Below are 18,774 nucleotides of genomic sequence, written 5' to 3'. Positions count from 1 at the left end.
GCGGGGGCACTACGGTTTGGCACGGTCGAGCCGACCCCTGCCGCAGGGCCTGCTCAGAGCCGGGCCCGCAGCCGCCGGAGGAAGAGCCACAGCGCCCCCAGCAGCGCCGCGCACAGGCACCAGCTGGCCACCACGTCCAGCGGCCAGTGATACCCGTGCCGGACCAGCCCGTAGGACACGGCCAGCACGAGGAGCGCGCCGACGCCGACGGCCAGCCGCCGGACGAACGCCGTCAGCAGCCACGGCAGCAGGATCAGCACCGAGGCCCCGTAGGCGACGACGGCCGTCGCCGTGTGCCCGGAGGGGTAGTACCCGGTGGCGGGCGGCACGACGGGCGTCCCCGGCCGGCCGGTCCACTCCTTCAGGGGTACGACGATCAGCGGCACCAGCGCCATCAGGAGCTGCGCGGCGACGGACGGCGCCCACCACAGCGCCCTGCCCGCCGCCCACGCCAGCCGGGCCACGTACACCGCGACCAGGATCAGCACGGGCACCGCGATCTGCACATTGCCCAGGTCGGACAGCAGCTCGGCGGCCCGGTCCGGGTGGATCAGGGCCCGGCTGAGCCGCCCGTCGAGCCGCAGCAGCGGCCCGTCGACGACGACCTGCCAGGTGATCAGCGCGAAGAGGAGCAGGGGCAGACCGAGGAGAAGGGCGGTAGCGCGCGGAGCCTGGACGCCCTGCATCGGGGGCGCTTCCTCGGTCTGCTGATCGGAGCGGGTCGACATGCCCTCCAGCTTGTCAGGAACGGCCGCCTCTCAGCAGCGGACCTTGGGCCGGAGGGCGGAGTGCGGGGTGCGGATGGCGGGGTGCGGAGGACGGGATGCGGAGGACGGGATGCGGAGGACGGGATGCGGGATGCGGATGCCCCGCCGGCCTCCGGTCGCCCGGCTAGGGCCTGGGGGATCGGCCGGGTCCGCCGAGGGCGGACAGGCGTCTGCGCCGTACGATCCCGCGCAGCCGTCGGCCGCCGATGCGCCGACCGAGGCCGCTGAGCCGCCCGCGGACCCGCCGTTCGAGTCGCGTCGGCCGCCACTTCCCCGGCTCCTTCTTCGGGGCGACGGTGATGTGCAGGCTGAGGTTGGCGTAGCCCTGCGTGTAGTACGGCTTGACGTGGAGGCTCCCGCTGCGGCCGCCGGTGGCCGCGGCGAGGTCGTCGGCCTTGCGGGCGCCGAATCTGCGCTGGGTGCTCAGGCCCTGGGTGCGGACGTTCAGGTACACGTCCCAGATGCCCGTCGGCAGCGGGGCGCCGTCCAGGGCCCTGGTGAGGTCGACGTCCGCGGTGAAGCCCGCGAGCGCATCGTCGAAGGCCTGGTCCGGGGTCGCGGCGGGCAGCGGTGCGGGGCGGACGGGGACGCGTGCCTCGCGGCCGTCGTTGCGCAGCCGCAGGACCAGTTCGGTGGCCGGCTGACGGGTGGGCACGTTCTCGATGCGGCCGTAGCCGCGCAGCCGCAGGACGCCGCCGCGCCGGATCCGGCGCCATTCCACGGCGTCCAGCCGGTCGTCCTGGCGCAGGTCGTCGGTGATGTCGTAGCAGGAGTCGGGGATGCCGGCCGTCTCGTCGCGGAAGTACGGGTAGGTCGCGTAGGCGCGCCCGCCGTCCACGACCACCTCGTGCGCGGGACCGCGTCCGCTGCGCTCCTCCTTCAGGAAGTCGATGACCTCGATCAGCTCCTGGTGCAGTCCGTGCCGGGAGCAGTGGGCGGCGAGGCGGTGCGGCGCGGTCATCTGCGCGTCGAGTTCCGGGGTGTAGAACGCGTCCAGCTGTTCCTTGGCGATGCCCATGGCCTTGCGGCGGTCGCCTTCGTCCAGAAGGGGGAATCGCCAGGAGAAGGAGTCCAGCAGGCCGCCCCTGAAGGTCCGCAGCAGCGCGGCGTCGCGTACGGGTCCGGGTTCACTGTGGGCGGCGATCGCGGCCATCAGGCGCCGGGCGACCTCGAAACGTTTCATCAGGTCGCTGTAGCTGCTGGTGATGTTGCCCTGGTCGTCGCGCTTCACCTTGTAGTAGCAGTCCTCGGTGGCGACCACGGAGATCACGGAGGCCTGGAGATACGCCTTGGTGACGAAGAGGCGGTCCTCGCCGATGCGGACGTCCTCGTCGAAGCGCAGCCCGCGCTCGTCGAGGAACGAGCGCCGGAAGAGCTTGTGCGGCGTCAGGGCGTACCAGACGCGGGAGGCGGCCAGGTCGACGACCTCCTGGTCGGCCTCGAACATGGAGGCGGGCACCGTGCAGTTCACGCCCACGTACTTGCCCAGCACCACGTCGGAGCGGTTGCGCTCGGCCATGTCGATCATCCGGCGCAGGGCGTGCGGGCCGAGATGGTCGTCGGCGTCCAGGAAGAACACGTAGCGGCCCCGGGCCAGCCCGAGAGCGACGTTGCGCGGGCCGCTCGGCCCCCCGGAGTTCTGTTGGTGGACGACGCGCACGAGGCCGGGATGCTCGGCGGCGAACCGGTCCAGCTCCTTGCCGGTGCCGTCCGTGGAGCCGTCGTCGACGGCCAGACATTCGAGTGTGTACGCGCCCGGCGACTGCTCGACCACCGACTCCAGACAGCGGGTCAGGTAGGGCATCGCGTTGTAGGCGCCGATGACGACTGTGACGGTTGGTTCCGACACCAATTCCCCCCCAGGAACTGTTCACGACAACTTGGCCACAGTTTTACCGGCTGTTTAAAGCTGACGCAAAGAGTTCAACTCCCCTCCGCTTGTAAACAGTTGATGTCCCATCGGTGTCCCATGGAAAGCAAAAAGAGACCCCGGACGGGGTCCGGGGTCGCGTCGCGCGGTCTGTGCCAGAGTTTGCACGCTCTGGGGCGGAGAAGTTGCGCTGTCTGGGTCAGAGAAGGAGGTCGGCCACCCCGGAACAGGGGGGGTGGTTCCGGGGTGGCCGTCCGGATCGGAGTGCCGGCCGCCCCGGGGGGTTTGGGGCGGGCGACCGTCCGATCGGTGAGGAGATCCGAAGCCGGAAGCTCCGTTTGTGTGCGCGAGGGCACGACCAGGTCGAAGCTGGGGAGGCCTCGGCCTGGAGTCCGCCCACAGTCCCCTGTGGGCGGGGTGTATCTCTCATCTCGGTAGAACGTACGGCAGGGACAGGCGGTGCGACAGGCGCTCTCCCGTCCCGCCATCCACCCCGCACACGTTCTTCACACGCTCAGATGCGCGCGAAGGCCTGCTCGATGATGTCGAGGCCCTCGTCGAGCAGGTCCTCGCTGATGACCAGCGGGGGCAGGAAGCGCAGCACGTTGCCGTAGGTGCCGCAGGTCAGGACCAGCAGGCCCTCCTGGTGGCAGGCCTTGGCGAGCGCGGCGGTCGCCTCCGGGTTCGGCTCCTTCGTCGCACGGTCCTTGACCAGCTCGATGGCGATCATCGCGCCCCGGCCGCGGACGTCGCCGATGACGTCGAACTTCTCGGCCATCGCGGACAGCCGGGCCTTCATCGTCGCCTCGATCGCCTTCGCCCTGGCGTTGAGGTCGAGCTCCTTCATCGTCTCGATCGAGCCGAGGGCGCCCGCGCAGGCGACCGGGTTGCCGCCGTAGGTGCCGCCGAGGCCGCCCGCGTGCGCCGCGTCCATGATCTCGGCGCGGCCGGTCACGGCGGCCAGCGGCAGACCGCCCGCGATGCCCTTGGCCGTGGTGATCAGGTCCGGGACGATGCCCTCGTCCTCGCAGGCGAACCACTGGCCGGTGCGGCAGAAGCCGGACTGGATCTCGTCGGCGACGAAGACGATGCCGTTGTCGGACGCGAACTTGCTGATGGCCGGCAGGAAGCCCTTCGCCGGCTCGATGAAGCCGCCCTCGCCGAGCACCGGCTCGATGATGATCGCGGCCACGTTGTCCGCGCCGATCTGCTTGTTGATCATGTCGATCGCCTGGGCGGAGGCCTCGGCGCCGGCGTTCTCCGGGCCGGTCAGCCAGCGGTAGCCGTACGCCACCGGCACCCGGTAGACCTCGGGCGCGAACGGGCCGAAGCCGTGCTTGTACGGCATGTTCTTCGCCGTCAGCGCCATGGTCAGGTTCGTCCGGCCGTGGTAGCCGTGGTCGAAGACGACGACGGCCTGCCGCTTGGTGTACGCCCGCGCGATCTTGACGGCGTTCTCGACGGCCTCGGCGCCGCTGTTGAACAGCGCGGACTTCTTGGCGTGGTCACCCGGGGTGAGCTCGGCGAGGGCCTCGGCGACCTCGACGTAGCCCTCGTACGGCGTGACCATGAAACAGGTGTGGGTGAAGTCGGCGAGCTGCGCGGAGGCGCGGCGTACGACGGCCTCGGCGGACGCGCCGACCGAGGTCACCGCGATGCCGGAGCCGAAGTCGATCAGGCGGTTGCCGTCGACGTCCTCGATGATGCCGCCGCCCGCGCGCGCGGTGAAGACCGGAAGCACGGAGCCCACACCGGCCGCGACCGCGGCGAGACGGCGGGCCTGCAGCTCCTGCGACTTCGGGCCGGGGATGGCGGTGACGACGCGGCGCTCCTGCGGAAGGGCGGTCATGGCGGGCTCCTGGGGTGTCACGGACGCGGGGTGGTGCGGACGCTCTGTTCCTTTCTCGCAGGCTAGGACGGGTTGCGACAGGTGGGCATGCTCCATGTGGGCGGTGTCGGAAAGGCCGCTTGTCCGCCGTGGACATAGCGGCGCTCGGGGCCGTCACCGCAGGCCCGGCCGTGTATACGGTGAACTCCCCTTACGGGCACGTTAGATTGCTCGCTGACGGTGGACGGAACGGCTGCTCAGGGGGCAAGGGCGATGGACGGCGACGGCACGCGGGACGTACGCGGGACGCATGCGAATCCTGTGCCGCGCCCTGCGGGACCGCCGCAGCTGCCGCCGCGGCCCGGACACGCCCCGTCCGCAACGCCCGCCGACGCCGTCGCCGAGTGGCTGAACGAGGAACGGCCGGCCGCCCGGCCCGGCATCTGGCGTTTCGGATACCGCCTGCCGAAGGCCGCCCGGGCGACAGAACGGCTCGCTCCGGTCACCGTGATCGGCATGCTGGTGCCGCTGGCCGTGGCACTGGTGCTGTGGTCCGTGTGGCGACGGGGCGGGATGCCGTACCAGTTCACCCTGCTGCGCCTGTTCACCCCGGACGACTGGTGGTGGGGCGGCACGATCGCCTCCCCGAAGAACATGGAGGGCGCCGAGGCCCGGGTGGTCTACGACGGCGTCTTCTTCACGGTCCTCGTCTACGCCATGGGCCGGCTGGGCAGCTGGCCCGACGCCCTGCGGCACTTCATCGGCCGTCGCCCCCAGCCCGCCCGGGCCGCCCTCGCCCTGCTCGGCGCGCTCGTCGCCCTCAGCTTCGTCTTCCCCAGCGCCTTCGGGGTCGGCTGGGACGCCCTGCCGGTCGTCGACCCGCTCTTCTCGCTCATCGTCCTGATCTCCGGCAGCTACGAGCTGTTCGCCTCCCCCCTGTTCACCAACGCGCTGTACACGGTCATCACGCTGCTCGTGGTGTGGCCGTTCGCCCGGCTCGGCGGCTGGCTGCCGTACGGGAAGGAACGACTCGCCGCCCGCCGCGCCGGGCCCGAGACCAAGGCGCCCACCATCGAGCGGCCCCGCGCCCAGTGGCCCGAGCTGCGGGGCGCCGGGCAGCACGAGGCGGCCGAGCTGCTGACCGCCGAGGTGGCCGCCGGGCGGATGAACGACGTCGACTGCGCGCGGGTGCAGTGGGCGTGGACGGCGCGCCTCGGGGAGTTCCGGGAGACCGTGCTGCGCCAGGGCGGATCCGCCTGGACCCATCCGTCCGGGGCTCGCGACCTGCCCCGCCGCACCGCACGCCACGACCTGCTCGCCGGTCAGGTGCGCATCGGCCGCTGGCCCGCCGCCGAGCGCACTCCGGTCGCCTACCACGACGCGGGCGCCGCGCTCGGCCCGGACGTGCTGGGCACCTCGCTGCTCGCGGTGGGGCCGTCGGGCTCGGGCAAGACCCGCACGCTGATCGAACCGCTCACCGAGGCGCTGGCGCTGCAGGCGCTCACCGGCGGCTGCGCCGTCGTCGCGGTGTCCTCGGCCGGGAGCCCGCTCGGCGCCGACTCCGCGTTCGACGTGATCGTACGGATAGGGGACCCGTCGTCCGTGCACGACCTGGACCCGTACGCGGAGTCCGACGACCCGGACGAGGTGGCCGCGATCCTCGCCGAGGCGCTGGTCGGCGATCTGGACGTAGGGGGCGGCGCGGCCACCGCGCTCGCCCAGGTCCTGGGCCCCTACCGGACCGTGCACGGACGCTTCCCCGCCCTGCCGGAACTGCGCGAGCTGCTGGAGGGCGAGTCGGCCGCGGTGTTCGCGCTGCGCGAGGCGGTCGCCGGGCACGAGGTCATGCGCCGCGAGCTGGAGGCCCGCATCCGCCAGACGGGCGCGCCCGGCGACGTGGGCCGGGCCCTCGCCGACCGCCTCGCGCTGCTGAACCGGCCGGTGTTCGCCGAGTTCTTCGGGGGCGACCGGCGTGAGGCGCGGGAAGCGCACCGGGCGTTCTCGCTGCGCGCCGTCGCCCATCACCCCCTGCGGGTCCGCATCGACCTGCCCGAGCGGGGTCACGAGGAGGCCGCCCGGCTGATCACCCGGCTCGTCCTCGCCCAGTTCCACGCCGTCGCCCGGGAGCGGCGCGGCCACTTCGCCTGTCTGGTCCTGGACGACGCGACGGGCACGGTCACCGCCGAGTCGGTGCGCCGCATCCAGCGGCTGCGCTCGCAGAACGCGGGCGTGGTACTGGCCCTGCGCACCGTCGGCGACGTCCCGGAGGCGCTGCACGGGCCGCTGTACGGGGCCGTCGGCTGCCGGATGGCGTTCTCCGGCGTGACCACCTGGGACGGCAGCCGGTTCGCGCAGACCTGGGGCACCGAGTGGGTGGAGACCACGGAGGTCGCCAAGCACACCGTCTTCGCCGACCAGCCCATGACCCGCGCCATCCACGCCCTGCGCAAACTGGTGACCGGCAAGGCCGTGACCACGGACGCGGTGACCGTGCGCCAGGTCGAGCGGGAGCGCTGGTCCGCCTCCCAGCTGGCCCACGAGATCCCGCCCGGCCACGCGGTGCTGTCCCTGACGAGCGTGGGCGGCGAGCACGCGCCCCCGCTGCTGGTGGACCTGCGGGGCTGAGGGGACGTTCGGGGTTGAGGGGACGTTCGGGGCCGGACGGGGACCGTACAGTGAGGCCATGCCCCCCACGCTCGCCTCGCTCGTCCATCACTCCGCGCTGAAGCTGACCGTGCGCGCGGGCGAGGACCGGCTGGACGTGCCGGTGCGCTGGGCGCATGTCAGCGAGCTCGCGGACCCCGTGCCGTACATGGAGGGCGGGGAGCTGCTGCTGATCACCGCGCTCAAACTGGACACGGAGGACCCGCAGGCCATGCGGCGCTATGTGAAGCGCCTGGTGGGAGCCGGAGTGGTCGGGCTCGGCTTCGCCGTCGGCGTCAACTACGAGGAGATCCCCGGGGCGCTCGTCGAGGCGGCCGAGCAGGAGGGCCTGCCCCTGCTGGAGGTGCCGCGCCGCACCCCGTTCCTGGCGATCAGCAAGGCGGTGTCGGCGGCGATCGCGGCCGACCAGTACCGGGCGGTGACGGACGGCTTCGCCGCCCAGCGGGAGCTGACCAGACAGGCGCTGACGGACGGTCCGGAGGGGCTGCTGGCCGCGCTCGCCTCGCAGGTCGACGGCTGGGCGGCGCTCTACGACGCCTCGGGCGCCGTCGTCGCGGCCGCGCCGGAGTGGGCGGGCCGCCGGGCCGCGCGGCTGACGGCGGAGGTGGAACGGCTGCGGGAGCGGTCGTCGCCGACCGTGGTCGGCGGGTCGGAGAACGCCGAGTCGGGCGAGAGCGCCGACCGGGTCGAGCTGCACTCCCTGGGCACCGGCCGCCGCCCGCGCGCCGCGCTCGCCGTCGGCACGGCGGCGGCCCTGGGCACCGCCGAGCGGTACGCCGTCCACTCGGCCATCGCCCTGCTCACCCTCACCACGGAACGCTCCCGAGCCCTCCAGGCCGCGGAGCAGCGGATCGGCGCGGCGGTGCTGCGGATGCTGCTCGCGGGCGAGCCGGACCATGCACGGGCCGTCGCCGGGGAGCTGTACGGCGAGCTGCTCGACGCGCCTTTCCGGGTGATCGTCGCCGAGTCGAGGCGCCCGAGCGTGCCGGGCGCCGCCGAAACCGGCACGGGCAGCGGTGCCGACCCCTTGGGCGCCGTGGCCGAGATCGTGGAGTCGGCGGCCGCCCGGTCCGGGGAGGCCGTGCTGGTGGTGCCCGAGGGCGAGCGGCTGGTGGTGCTGGGCGCGGACGAGGGGGCGACCGTGGCGGCGTGCGCGCACCACGTGGCGGCGCTGGACCTGGCGCGGACCGCCGGAGGCGGACGCGAGGCGGGCGAGGAGACCGATCTCGTCGTGGGTCTGTCGGCGCCGGCCGGCCCGAACGGGGCCGCGTCGGCGTACCGGCAGGCCGAGCAGGCGCTGTCCGTGGCGCGGCGACGGGGCCGGGTGTACGTGGAGCACGCGGAGCTGTCGGACGGATCCGTGCTGCCGCTGCTCGCGGACGACGCGGTGAAGGCGTTCGCGGACGGCCTGCTGCGCCCGCTGTACGACCATGACGCGACCGGCCGGGGCGATCTGGTGGCCTCGCTGCGCGCCTGGCTGTCCCGGCACGGTCAGTGGGACGCGGCGGCGGCCGACCTCGGCGTCCACCGCCACACGCTCCGCTACCGGATGCGCAGGGTGGAGGAGATCCTCGGCCGATCCCTGGACGACCCGGACGTGCGGATGGAGCTGTGGCTGGCGTTGAAGGCGACGTCGGCGGAGTAGCCGGGCGAGGCAGGTGTCCGCGTCGGCCGCACGGGCGGCCGACGTGCGGAGCCGGTTCAGTGCGCCTCCCGGTCGGGGGGACGTGGTGGCGTGCTGGCCCCGGCCAGGTCGGTGGTCGGGGAGGGCTGGGTCTGTCGGTCAGCCGGTCAGCCGTCCTCTCCCCGGGCCAGGCCCGCCGCCGCCTCGTGCATCGCGAGTTCGAGGAGCGCCGGGTCGGTCAGGGTGCCGGAGCCGTCCGGCGGGACCAGCCAGCGGACCCCGCCGGTGGAGCGCCCCGGGTACGGCACGACGATCCAGGTGCCGGGCCCGGCCGTGCGGATGCCGGTGCCGATCCAGCGGGCGGCCGTGCCCGCCGGCACGAAGAAGCCCATGCGGTCGTCGCCGAAGTCGACGAGCACGGGCCCCGACCGGTCGAGGATGCGGGTGAGCACGTCGAGCGTGGGATAGCCGAGCTCGCCCGGCAGGATGAGTACGTCCCAGGCCCTGCCCGCGGGAAGGAGGGCGACCCCCAAGGGGTTGCGCTCCCATTCCCAGCGGCAGGCCTCGGGATCCGGTGCGACGGATGCCAGCCATTCGACCGCCGTCTTCGCCCCAGTCATGAGATGACCTCCCTTTCTCTCGGGAGCGCGGTCGCGCCCCGAGGGGAGAGGGAGGTGTCCGGCGAGCATTACGCGACTTCAGGACCCTCGTTGGAGTGAACCGGATCACACCATGACGACAGTCGTACGGTCAGCTGTCGAAGCCGAGCCCCAGCCGGTCCATCGTCTTCAGCCACAGATTGCGCCGCCCGCCGTGCGCGTCCGCCCGGGCCAGCGACCACTTGGTGAGGGCGATGCCGGTCCAGGCGAAGGGCTCGGGCGGGAAGGGCAGCGGCTTCTTGCGGACCATCTCCAGCTCCGTGCGCTCGGTCCGCTCCCCCGACAGCAGGTCCAGCATCACCTCGGCGCCGAAGCGGGTCGCTCCGACGCCGAGACCGGTGTAGCCGGCCGCGTAGGAGACCTTCCCGTGGTGCGCCGTGCCGAAGAACGCCGAGAAGCGCGAGCAGGTGTCGATCGCGCCGCCCCACGCGTGCGTGAAGCGGACGCCCTCCAGCTGCGGGAAGCAGCCGAAGAAGTGCCCGGCGAGCTTGGCGTAGGTCTCCGGCCGGTCGTCGTACTCGGCGCGCACCCGGCCGCCGTAGGGGTAGATCGCGTCGTAGCCGCCCCACAGGATCCGGTTGTCGGCCGACAGCCGGAAGTAGTGGAACTGGTTGGCGCTGTCCCCCAGCCCCTGCCGGTTCTTCCAGCCGATCGAGTCCAGCTGCTCGGGACTGAGCGGTTCGGTCATCAGCGCGTAGTCGTAGACCGGGACGGTGTAGGCGCGCACCCGCTTCACCAGGTTCGGGAAGATGTTCGTCCCGAGCGCGACATGCCGGGCGCGCACGGATCCGTAGGGGGTGCGTACGGCCATCCCCGCGCCGTACGGTTTCAGCGTCAGCGCGGGGGTGTGCTCGTAGACGCGGACGCCGAGGCGGACGCACGCCTGCTTCAGGCCCCAGGCCAGCTTGGCGGGGTGGAGCATGGCCACGCCCCGGCGGTCGTACAGGCCCGCCTCGAAGGTGGGCGAGGCGACCTGCTCGCGGACCGCGTCGGCGTCGAGGAACTCGACGCCCTCGGCGAGGCCCTTGCGGGCCAGCTCCTCGTACCAGTCGCGCAGTTCCCACGCCTGGTACGTCTCCGTGGCGACGTCGATCTCGCCGGTGCGCTCGAAGTCGCAGTCGATGCCGTGCCGGGCGATGGCCGCCTCGATCTCGTCGAGGTTGCGGGCGCCCAGCTCCTCCAGCCGGTGGATCTCGTCCGGCCAGCGGGCGAGCCCGTTGGCCAGCCCGTGGGTGAGGGAGGCCGCGCAGAACCCTCCGTTGCGGCCCGAGGCGGCCCAGCCCACCTCGCGGCCCTCCAGCAGCACCACGTCCCGCTGCGGCTCGCGCTCCTTGGCGACGAGCGCGGTCCACAGTCCCGTGTAGCCGCCCCCGACGACCAGCAGGTCGCAGCTTTCGGGGCCGGTGAGCGCGGGCTCGGGGTGGGGCTTGCCGGGGTCTTCCAGCCAGTACGGGACCGGCTGCGCTTCGGAAAGCGACTTCGTCCAGTTGCTGTTGTCCTCTGTGCCACGGCTCATGGCGCTTGGGGCCATGATTTCAACTCCCTACAGGGCTTTTCCGGCTACGCCGGCTTATCCGGCTACGCCTTTTGCTTGTTGCGGCGTTTCCCGATGACCATCGAGGTCAGGACGAGCAGTACGGCGATCATGAACATGGCCGTACCGATGACATTGATCTGAACGGGCGTGCCGCGCTGTGCCGAACCCCAGACGAACATGGGGAAGGTGACGGTCGAGCCCGCGTTGAAATTGGTGATGATGAAATCGTCGAAGGAGAGCGCGAAGGCGAGCAGCGCGCCCGCGGCGATTCCGGGGGCCGCGATGGGCAGGGTGACGCGCAGGAACGTCTGCGCCGGTCCGGCGTAGAGGTCCTGGGCGGCCTGCTCCAGGCGCGGGTCCATCGACATGACACGCGCCTTGACGGCCGTCACGACGAAGCTGAGGCAGAACATGATGTGCGCGATGAGGATCGTCCAGAATCCCAGCTGAGCGCCCATGTTGAGGAACAGGGTGAGCAGCGAGGCCGCCATGACGACCTCGGGCATCGCCATGGGCAGGAAGATCAGCGAGTTGACGGCGCCCCGCGCGCGGAAGCGGTAGCGGACGAGCGCGAAGGCGATCATCGTGCCGAGGGCGGTCGCGCCGATCGTCGCCCAGACGGCGATCTGGAGGCTGATCGACAGCGATCCGCACAGTCCGGCGACCCCGCAGGGGTCCTTCCAGGCGTCCGTGGAGAACTGCTGCCACTGGTAGTTGAAGCGCCCCTTCGGTTTGTTGAAGGAGAACACCGTCACGACGACGTTGGGCAGGAGGAGATAGGCGAGCGTCAGAAGTCCCGCGATGACCACGAAATAACGCTTGAGCCAGTTGACAATCCAGTTGACGAAGGCCATTTAAACCAGATCCTCCGTCCCGGACCTGCGGATGTAGAGGGTGACCATGAGCAGAATGGCGGCCATGAGAATGAAGGAGAGGGCCGCTGCCGTCGGATAGTCCAGAACTCGCAGGAACTGGGTCTGGATGACGTTTCCGATCATGCGGGTGTCGGTGGAGCCGAGGAGTTCGGCGTTGACGTAGTCGCCGGCCGCCGGGATGAAGGTCAGCAGCGTCCCGGAGACCACGCCGGGCATCGACAGCGGGAAGGTGACCTTGCGGAAGGTGGTGATGGGCCGGGCGTACAGGTCGCCCGCCGCCTCGTGCAGCCGCCCGTCGATGCGCTCCAGCGAGGTGTACAGCGGCAGGATCATGAACGGCAGGAAGTTGTACGTCAGACCGCAGACGACGGCGAGCGGCGTGGCCAGGACGCGGTCGCCGGCGGTCCAGCCGAGCCAGCTGGTGACGTCCAGGATGTGCAGCGTGTTGAGGGCGCCGACGACCGGGCCGCTGTCCGCGAGGATCGTCTTCCAGGCGAGCGTGCGGATCAGGAAGCTGGTGAAGAACGGCGCGATCACCAGGATCATGATCAGGTTGCGCCAGCGTCCCGCGCGGAAGGCGATCAGATAGGCCAGCGGGTAGCCCAGCACCAGACACAGGACGGTCGCGGCGAACGCGTACAGGCCCGAGCGCAGGAACTGCGGCCAGTACTCGCTCAGCGCGTCCCAGTAGGTCGCCAGGTGCCAGGTGACCTTGTAGCCCTCCTCCAGGGAGCCCGTCTGCACGGACGTGGAGCCCTGGTAGATCATCGGCAGCGCGAAGAACACGACCAGCCAGAGCAGACCGGGCAGCAGCAGCCAGTACGGCGTGAGGCGCCCGCGCTTGCGCGGCGGCTTCTTCTCGGGGGCGGCCGGGGAGAGCGGCGGGGGCGCCTCGGTGAGCGTCGCCATCAGACCGCCGCCTCTTCCTGGATGCCCGCGTCGATGTCCTGGGCCGCGTCCAGTCCGAAGGTGTGCGCGGGGTTCCAGTGCAGGACGACGTCGGCGCCGGGGGTGAGCCGGGAGTCGCGGTCGATGTTCTGGGCGTAGACCTCGAACTCGGGGCAGACCGCGCTGTCGATGACGTACTGGGTGGAGACGCCGATGAACGACGAGTTGGCGATCTTCCCGGTGATGCGGTTGCGGCCCTCGGGGATCTCGCCGGCGTCGTCGGCGTGGGTGAGGGAGATCTTCTCGGGGCGGACGCCGACCAGCACCTTGCCGCCGGTGGTCGTCGGCGCGGAGCAGCGCGCCTCGGGCAGTACCAGCTTGCCGCCGCCCGCCTTCAGCACGATGTCGTCGCCGCTCCTGGCGTCGACCTCGGCCTCGATCAGGTTGGAGGTGCCGAGGAAGTTCGCGACGAACGTCGTCTGCGGGTTCTCGTACAGGTCGCTCGGCGAGCCGAGCTGCTCGACGCGGCCCGCGCTCATCACGGCGACCGTGTCGGCCATGGTCATGGCCTCCTCCTGGTCGTGCGTGACGTGCACGAAGGTGATGCCGACCTCGGTCTGGATGCGCTTGAGCTCCAGCTGCATCTGGCGGCGCAGCTTGAGGTCGAGGGCGCCGAGGGGCTCGTCGAGGAGGAGCACCTTGGGCGTGTTGATCAGCGCACGGGCCACGGCCACGCGCTGCTGCTGGCCGCCGGAGAGCTGGTGCGGCTTCTTACGGGCCTGCTCGCCGAGCTGTACGAGGTCCAGCATGTCCTCGACCTGCTTCTTCACGCTCTTGATGCCGCGCCGGCGCAGTCCGAAGGCCACGTTCTCGAAGATGTCGAGGTGCGGGAAGAGGGCATAGGACTGGAAGACCGTGTTCACCGGGCGCTTGTAAGGCGGCAGGCGGGTGACGTCCTGGTCGCCGAGGTGGACGGTGCCACCGGTGGGCTCCTCCAGACCGGCGATCATGCGCAGGGTGGTGGTCTTGCCGCAGCCGGACGCGCCGAGCAGGGCGAAGAAGGAGCCCTGCGGGACGGTCAGGTCGAGCGGATGGACGGCGGTGAAGGAGCCGTAGGTCTTGCTGATGCCGGAGAGGCGGACGTCGCCGCTGTGGTCTGTCGTCATGATCGTCACGCCCCAGTGAGCTTCGCGAACTGTGCTTCGTAGGCCGTCTCTTCCTTCGCGCTCAGGGAGCGGAAGGAGTGGGACTTGGCCTGCATGGCCTTGTCGGGGATGATCAGCGGGTTGTTCGCCGCATCCTCGTCGATCTTCGCAAGCTCGTCCTTCACGCCGTCCACGGGACAGACGTAGTTGATGTACGCGGCGAGCTCGGCCGCCGGCTCCGGCTCGTAGTAGTAGTCCATGAGCCGCTCGGCGTTGGTCTTGTGACGCGCCTTGTTGGGGATCAGCATGTTGTCGCTCGACGTCATGTATCCGCTGTCGGGGATGACGAAGTCGACGTCCGGGCTGTCCGCCTTCAGCTGGACCACGTCACCGGCCCAGGCGATACAGGCCGCGAAGTCGCCGCTGGTGATGTCGGACGTGTAGTCGTTGCCGGTGAAGCGGCGGATCTGGCCGCTGTCGACGCCCTTCTGGAGGCGGGCGATGGCCGCCGCGTAGTCGTCGTCGGTGAACTTCGCCGGGTCCTTGCCCATGTCCAGCAGGGTCATGCCCATGCTGTCGCGCATCTCGGTGAGGAAGCCGACCCGGCCCTTGAGCTTGGGGTTGTCCAGGAGGTCGGAGACCGACTTCACCTCTACGCCGTCGAGCGCCTTCTTGTTGTAGGCGATGACCGTGGAGATGCCCTGCCAGGGGTAGGAGTAGGCCCGGCCCGGGTCCCAGTCCGGGCTGCGGAACTGGGCGGACAGGTTGGCGTAGGCGTGCGGCAGGTTGGACGCGTCCAGTTTCTGGACCCACCCCAGCCGGATGAGCCGGGCGGCCAGCCAGTCGGTGAGGACGATGAGGTCGCGGCCGGTGTCCTGGCCCGCGGCGAGCTGCGGCTTGATCTTGCCGAAGAACTCGCTGTTGTCGTTGATGTCCTCGGTGTACTTGACCTTGATGCCGGTCCGTTTAGTGAAGGCGTCGAGCGTCGGATGGTGCTTGCCGCTGTCGTCGACGTCCATGTACTCGGTCCAGTTGGAGAAGTTCACGGTCTTCTCCGTCGCCGAGTGGTCCTCGGCGGACGTGCCGCCCTGGGTCTTGCCGGCCGCGGGGATCCCGCAGGCGCTCAGCGCCCCGAGACCGCCCAGCGTCAGGGCGCCTCCCGCGGAGGCGCGCAGCAGCGACCGGCGGGTCATCGCCGCCCTGCCGCTGCGCAGGCTGCGCCGCATGGCGGCCACTTGGGCCGGGCTCAGGCGGTCGGGCTCGTAGTGCTCCATGCGCGTGGTGCCCTTTCGGGAGGTTCGGCCGTGGTCGGCGGCCGGGCGTCGTCGCCGGTCGGTCGCTGGTCAGTCCCCGAAGACGGTGCGGTGCCAGGGCTTCCTGGCGACCGCGGTGTTGTCGAACATGACGTGTTTGAGCTGGGTGTACTCCTCGAACGAGTAGGCGGACATGTCCTTGCCGAAGCCGGACGCCTTGTATCCGCCGTGGGGCATCTCGCTGATGATCGGGATGTGGTCGTTGATCCACACGCATCCGGCCTTGATCTCGCGTGTCGCGCGGTTCGCCCGGTAGACGTCCCGGCTCCACGCGGAGGCCGCGAGTCCGTACGGGGTGTCGTTGGCGAGCGCGATGCCCTCGTCGTCGCCGTCGAAGGGCAGGACCACCAGGACCGGGCCGAAGATCTCGGACTGGACGACCTCGCTGTCCTGTGCCGCGTCCGCGATCAGGGTGGGGCGATAGTACGCGCCGTTCTTGAGATCTCCCTGAGGAGCCTCACCGCCGGTCACCACGCGCGCGTAGGCATGCGCCCGGTCGACGAAGGCGGCGACCCGGTCGCGCTGGACATGCGAGATCAGCGGGCCGAGGTCGGTGCCCGGAGCGAAGGGATCCCCGAGCCGTACGGTCTCCATGAGGGCGGCCGTCCGCTCGACGAACGCCTCGTAGAGGGGCCGTTGCACGTACGCGCGCGTGGCGGCCGTGCAGTCCTGGCCGGTGTTGATGAGCGCGCCGGCGACGGCGCCGTTGGCCGCGGCCTCCAGGTCGGCGTCGTCGAAGACGACGAAGGGGGCCTTGCCGCCGAGCTCCAGGTGCAGGCGCTTGACGGTGGCGGTGGCGATCTCGGCGACGCGTTTGCCGACGGCGGTGGAGCCGGTGAAGGAGGTCATGGCGACGTCGGGGTGTCCGACGAGCCGCTCTCCGGCCTCCTGGCCGGCGCCGGTGACGATGTTGATCACACCGTCCGGGATGCCCGCCTCGGTCGCCGCCTGAGCGAACAGCAGCGAGGTGAGCGGGGTCAGCTCGGCGGGCTTGAGCACGATGGTGTTGCCCGCGGCGATCGCCGGGAGGATCTTCCAGGCGGCCATCTGGAGGGGGTAGTTCCAGGGGGCGATGGAGCCGACGACGCCGATGGGCTCGCGGCGGACGTAGGAGGTGTGGTCCCCGGAGTACTCGCCGGCGGACTGCCCGGCGAGGTGACGGGCGGCGCCGGCGAAGAAGGCGGTGTTGTCGATCGTCCCCGGGACGTCGAACTCACGCGTCAGCTTCAGCGGCTTGCCGCACTGGAGGGACTCGGCGCGGGCGAAGTCCTCCGCCCGGTCGGCCAGGACGGCGGCGAAGCGGTGCAGGGCGTCGGAACGCTCGCCGGGGGTGGCGCCGGCCCAGCCGGGAAAGGCCGCGCGGGCGGCGGCGACGGCCGCGTCCACGTCGGCCGCGCCGGCCAGCTCGAAGGTGAAGACCTCCTCGCCGGTGGCCGGGTCGACCACCGCGTGGGTGCGGCCCGACGTGCCCTTGACGAGACGGCCCGCGATGAATTGAGCGCCCTCCGCGAACCGCTCCTGGGCGGGAAACCGGTCGGATCGGTCCGGGGTGGCGGTGCCCGGGTTCTGCATGTCGCTCTCCTCCGCCTTCGCCCCACTCTATGCCGGGGCGGGTGGCGTAGCTCCAGCCTGATTTGAGTGCCGATCCTGACAGAGCAAAGGGACTCCAACAAGTGATTCCGTTGTTGCCTTTTGGTTACGCGACGGAATCTGTCGACCAGGTGTCTAGTCGCCACGGAAAAGGCAGGACGCAGTGTCAGTGGTGCGTGCCATCCTCGGATGCATGGAGAAGATCGATGGCCAGGCGGCCCTGGTCAGAGCGGTCCAGGCGGGGGCGAGGATCAAGTACCTGCACTTCTGGGGGCACCGCCCGAGGCCGGACGGCACGGTGGGCGCGAGCTGTCTGAGCCAGTGGTGGCCGTCACCCTTCGAGGTCGACGGGGTCGCCTACGCGACGGCCGAGCACTGGATGATGGCGCACAAGGCCCGTCTCTTCGGGGACGCGGAGGCGGAGAAGCGGGCGCTGGCCGCCGGGCACCCCTCCCAGGCGAAGAAGGCGGGGCGACTGGTCCGCGGCTTCGACGAGGAGACCTGGGAGCGTGAGCGGTTCCGGATCGTCGTCGAGGGCAGCGTCCACAAGTTCGCCTCGGACCCCGCGCTGCGGGACTTCCTGCTCGGCACCGGCGAGCGGGTTCTGGTGGAGGCGAGCCCCGTCGACCGCGTCTGGGGCATAGGCCTCGCGGCCGACGACGAGGCCGCATCCCACCCGGACCGCTGGCGCGGCCCGAACCTCCTGGGCTTCGCCCTGATGGAGGCACGGGGACGGCTGCGGGCGGGGGCCTGACGGGAAGCCGAGGCCGGTGGCGCCTCGCCTGCCGGTAGGGCCCGGGCGATGGGCCCGCCTCACCGACGGGGCGGGGCTCAGGGGTAGGCGATCACCAGCACGCCCAGGCCGATGCCGAGGGCGATGCCCACGGAGCCGCAGATGATGCCGGCCAGGGCCTGGCCCGGGTTCGAGGCCTCGCCCCGGCGGGCCTTACGGCGGCCGATCGCGCCGAAGACGATCCCCAGGATGCCCAGGACGACGGCCAGCGGCCACAGACAGAACAGCACGTCCGAGATGATCCCGAGCACGAGTCCGGCGATGCCCATGCCGTTGCTGGCCTCCGCCCCCGACCCGGACCAGCCGTAGTAGCCGCCGCCGTACTGGGGCTGGGAGGGGTAGCCGTAGCCGCCGGGGTAGCCGTACGGGACCTGTCCGGGGCCGTCGGGCGACACCGGCGGCGGGGGGACCGCGCCGTCCTGGGGGGCGGGAGGCGCGAAGGGGTTGGGCGGCGGACCGCCGACCGCCGCGGCGGGGTTCGGCGGCGGGTAGGAGCCGAGGGCGCCGTTCGCCGGCGCGGCGAAGGGGCTGGCCCAGGGCTGCGAGCTGTCCGCCGGCGGCGGGCTCACGCTCGGCAGGGCGGTCACCGTCCGCTGGTCGTGGACCGACGGAGGCGTCTGGTCCACGGGCGAGGGAGCGGGGCTGGACGCGGGGCCGGGGGCGGGGGTCGAGGCGGGGGCCAGCGGCTCGTTCGCGGCGACGGTGGCGCCGGGGCCGCTCTGCGAGGCGTCACCCGGGGCGGCCCACGGGTTGACCTCGGGCACGGCCCCCTTGTCCAACGGCACGCTCGCGGCCGCGTCCTGCGGACCGCCGGTCTCGTCGGAAGCGGGCTCGGGCCACGGGCCACGGGCGGCGTCACCGGCCGGAGTCGGTGCGTCGTCGGACATGCGCGGGGTCCCCTCTTTAGCCCTCTGCCGTACGTCACGCCATGCTACGGCCCACGGTTGGGCCGACGAGCGGCGGGCCGCAAGGCCGAACGGCCCCCGCAAAGCGCGGCGCGGGGGGCGGGGCAGGGGGGCCGGAAGGGAGCGTGTCCCCCGGCGACCCGAGGCGCACCCCACGGTGCGGGCCGGGACGCGGGGCAGGGCGCGGGTCCCGGCACGGGGCGGGGCACGGTTCCGGAGCGGGGTTGGGCGGCGAGCCGAGCGCAGGTCGGGGCGGAGAACAGGGCGGGGCTCGGGGCGGGGTGCGGAGCGCGCGTCGCGGCGGGGTGCGACCCGA

General features: G+C 71.6%; 14 protein-coding genes and 1 pseudogene. 3 read left to right on the top strand and 12 right to left on the bottom strand.

Annotation, left to right across the window (positions count from 1 at the left end; genetic code table 11):
- Positions 1-53 precede the first annotated feature (53 nt).
- The 4 genes and pseudogenes from OG562_RS31160 to gabT all read right to left on the bottom strand — a co-directional run bounded on the left by OG562_RS31160 (position 54) and on the right by gabT (position 4,486).
- Positions 54-686 carry a phosphatase PAP2 family protein gene (locus tag OG562_RS31160; RefSeq protein ID WP_266409626.1) on the bottom strand — a complete coding sequence of 211 codons (633 nt, stop codon included), beginning with the start codon at positions 684-686 and terminating at the stop codon, positions 54-56.
- Positions 687-891: 205 nt separating this feature from the next.
- Positions 892-2,616: a glycosyltransferase family 2 protein gene (locus tag OG562_RS31155; protein ID WP_266403817.1), complete on the bottom strand. Its 1,725-nt coding sequence runs from the start codon at positions 2,614-2,616 to the stop codon at positions 892-894.
- Positions 2,617-2,850: 234 nt separating this feature from the next.
- Positions 2,851-3,067: pseudogene (locus tag OG562_RS31150) on the bottom strand (phosphoesterase); the annotation flags it as partial.
- 84 nt (positions 3,068-3,151) lie between these two features.
- On the bottom strand, positions 3,152-4,486 hold the full coding sequence (gene gabT / locus OG562_RS31145; protein ID WP_266403816.1) for a 4-aminobutyrate--2-oxoglutarate transaminase: 1,335 nt from the start codon (positions 4,484-4,486) through the stop codon (positions 3,152-3,154).
- Positions 4,487-4,738: 252 nt separating this feature from the next.
- Between gabT and OG562_RS31140 the strand changes: the two genes are divergently transcribed.
- On the top strand, positions 4,739-7,090 hold the full coding sequence (locus OG562_RS31140; protein WP_266403813.1) for an ATP/GTP-binding protein: 2,352 nt from the start codon (positions 4,739-4,741) through the stop codon (positions 7,088-7,090).
- 58 nt (positions 7,091-7,148) lie between these two features.
- Positions 7,149-8,774 (top strand): PucR family transcriptional regulator, encoded by a 1,626-nt coding sequence (locus tag OG562_RS31135; protein WP_266403810.1) that lies wholly within the window; start codon positions 7,149-7,151, stop codon positions 8,772-8,774.
- Between the two features lie 146 nt (positions 8,775-8,920).
- On the opposite strand, the gene OG562_RS31130 is transcribed toward OG562_RS31135, so the two are convergent.
- The 7 genes from OG562_RS31130 to OG562_RS31100 form a co-directional block, all read right to left on the bottom strand.
- Positions 8,921-9,373, bottom strand: coding sequence for a hypothetical protein (locus tag OG562_RS31130; protein WP_266403807.1), 453 nt, complete (start codon positions 9,371-9,373; stop codon positions 8,921-8,923).
- 130 nt (positions 9,374-9,503) lie between these two features.
- A complete protein-coding gene (locus tag OG562_RS31125) occupies positions 9,504-10,943 on the bottom strand; it encodes an FAD-binding oxidoreductase (protein WP_266403804.1) in 1,440 nt (479 codons plus the stop codon).
- 47 nt (positions 10,944-10,990) lie between these two features.
- Positions 10,991-11,803: an ABC transporter permease gene (locus OG562_RS31120; RefSeq protein WP_266403802.1), complete on the bottom strand. Its 813-nt coding sequence runs from the start codon at positions 11,801-11,803 to the stop codon at positions 10,991-10,993.
- Positions 11,804-12,733 carry an ABC transporter permease gene (locus OG562_RS31115; protein ID WP_266403799.1) on the bottom strand — a complete coding sequence of 310 codons (930 nt, stop codon included), beginning with the start codon at positions 12,731-12,733 and terminating at the stop codon, positions 11,804-11,806. It lies immediately after the preceding gene.
- Positions 12,733-13,878: an ABC transporter ATP-binding protein gene (locus tag OG562_RS31110; RefSeq protein ID WP_266403797.1), complete on the bottom strand. Its 1,146-nt coding sequence runs from the start codon at positions 13,876-13,878 to the stop codon at positions 12,733-12,735. Before OG562_RS31110 ends, OG562_RS31115 begins: the two co-directional genes overlap by 1 nt.
- A gap of 5 nt (positions 13,879-13,883) precedes the next feature.
- The gene (locus OG562_RS31105) at positions 13,884-15,131 is read right to left on the bottom strand and encodes a spermidine/putrescine ABC transporter substrate-binding protein (protein WP_266403795.1); all 1,248 of its coding nucleotides are present in this window, start codon (positions 15,129-15,131) and stop codon (positions 13,884-13,886) included.
- Positions 15,132-15,200: 69 nt separating this feature from the next.
- Positions 15,201-16,742 (bottom strand): gamma-aminobutyraldehyde dehydrogenase, encoded by a 1,542-nt coding sequence (locus tag OG562_RS31100; protein ID WP_266403794.1) that lies wholly within the window; start codon positions 16,740-16,742, stop codon positions 15,201-15,203.
- A 211-nt stretch (positions 16,743-16,953) separates the two neighbouring features.
- On the opposite strand from OG562_RS31100, the gene OG562_RS31095 reads away from it, so the two are divergent.
- Positions 16,954-17,514, top strand: coding sequence for an NADAR family protein (locus tag OG562_RS31095; RefSeq protein WP_266403792.1), 561 nt, complete (start codon positions 16,954-16,956; stop codon positions 17,512-17,514).
- A 77-nt stretch (positions 17,515-17,591) separates the two neighbouring features.
- Here the strand turns inward: OG562_RS31095 and OG562_RS31090 are convergent, their stop codons facing one another.
- Positions 17,592-18,440: a DUF4190 domain-containing protein gene (locus OG562_RS31090; RefSeq protein WP_266403791.1), complete on the bottom strand. Its 849-nt coding sequence runs from the start codon at positions 18,438-18,440 to the stop codon at positions 17,592-17,594.
- Between the last annotated feature and the right edge of the window lie 334 nt (positions 18,441-18,774).

Source organism: Streptomyces sp. NBC_01275 (genome assembly GCF_026340655.1).
Taxonomy (GTDB): Bacteria; Actinomycetota; Actinomycetes; order Streptomycetales; family Streptomycetaceae; genus Streptomyces.
The sequence above is the reverse complement of the archived record's forward strand: the minus strand, read 5'-3'. Positions and strand labels throughout refer to the sequence as shown.

Coding starts and splice junctions, on each gene's coding strand:
- OG562_RS31160 (WP_266409626.1), bottom strand. CDS start 686: ATGCAGGGCGTCCAGGCTCCGCGCGCTACCGCCCTTCTCCTCGGTCTG.
- gabT (WP_266403816.1), bottom strand. CDS start 4,486: ATGACCGCCCTTCCGCAGGAGCGCCGCGTCGTCACCGCCATCCCCGGC.
- OG562_RS31140 (WP_266403813.1), top strand. CDS start 4,739: ATGGACGGCGACGGCACGCGGGACGTACGCGGGACGCATGCGAATCCT.
- OG562_RS31135 (WP_266403810.1), top strand. CDS start 7,149: ATGCCCCCCACGCTCGCCTCGCTCGTCCATCACTCCGCGCTGAAGCTG.
- OG562_RS31130 (WP_266403807.1), bottom strand. CDS start 9,373: ATGACTGGGGCGAAGACGGCGGTCGAATGGCTGGCATCCGTCGCACCG.
- OG562_RS31125 (WP_266403804.1), bottom strand. CDS start 10,943: ATGGCCCCAAGCGCCATGAGCCGTGGCACAGAGGACAACAGCAACTGG.
- OG562_RS31120 (WP_266403802.1), bottom strand. CDS start 11,803: ATGGCCTTCGTCAACTGGATTGTCAACTGGCTCAAGCGTTATTTCGTG.
- OG562_RS31115 (WP_266403799.1), bottom strand. CDS start 12,733: ATGGCGACGCTCACCGAGGCGCCCCCGCCGCTCTCCCCGGCCGCCCCC.
- OG562_RS31110 (WP_266403797.1), bottom strand. CDS start 13,878: ATGACGACAGACCACAGCGGCGACGTCCGCCTCTCCGGCATCAGCAAG.
- OG562_RS31105 (WP_266403795.1), bottom strand. CDS start 15,131: ATGGAGCACTACGAGCCCGACCGCCTGAGCCCGGCCCAAGTGGCCGCC.
- OG562_RS31100 (WP_266403794.1), bottom strand. CDS start 16,742: ATGCAGAACCCGGGCACCGCCACCCCGGACCGATCCGACCGGTTTCCC.
- OG562_RS31095 (WP_266403792.1), top strand. CDS start 16,954: ATGGAGAAGATCGATGGCCAGGCGGCCCTGGTCAGAGCGGTCCAGGCG.
- OG562_RS31090 (WP_266403791.1), bottom strand. CDS start 18,440: ATGTCCGACGACGCACCGACTCCGGCCGGTGACGCCGCCCGTGGCCCG.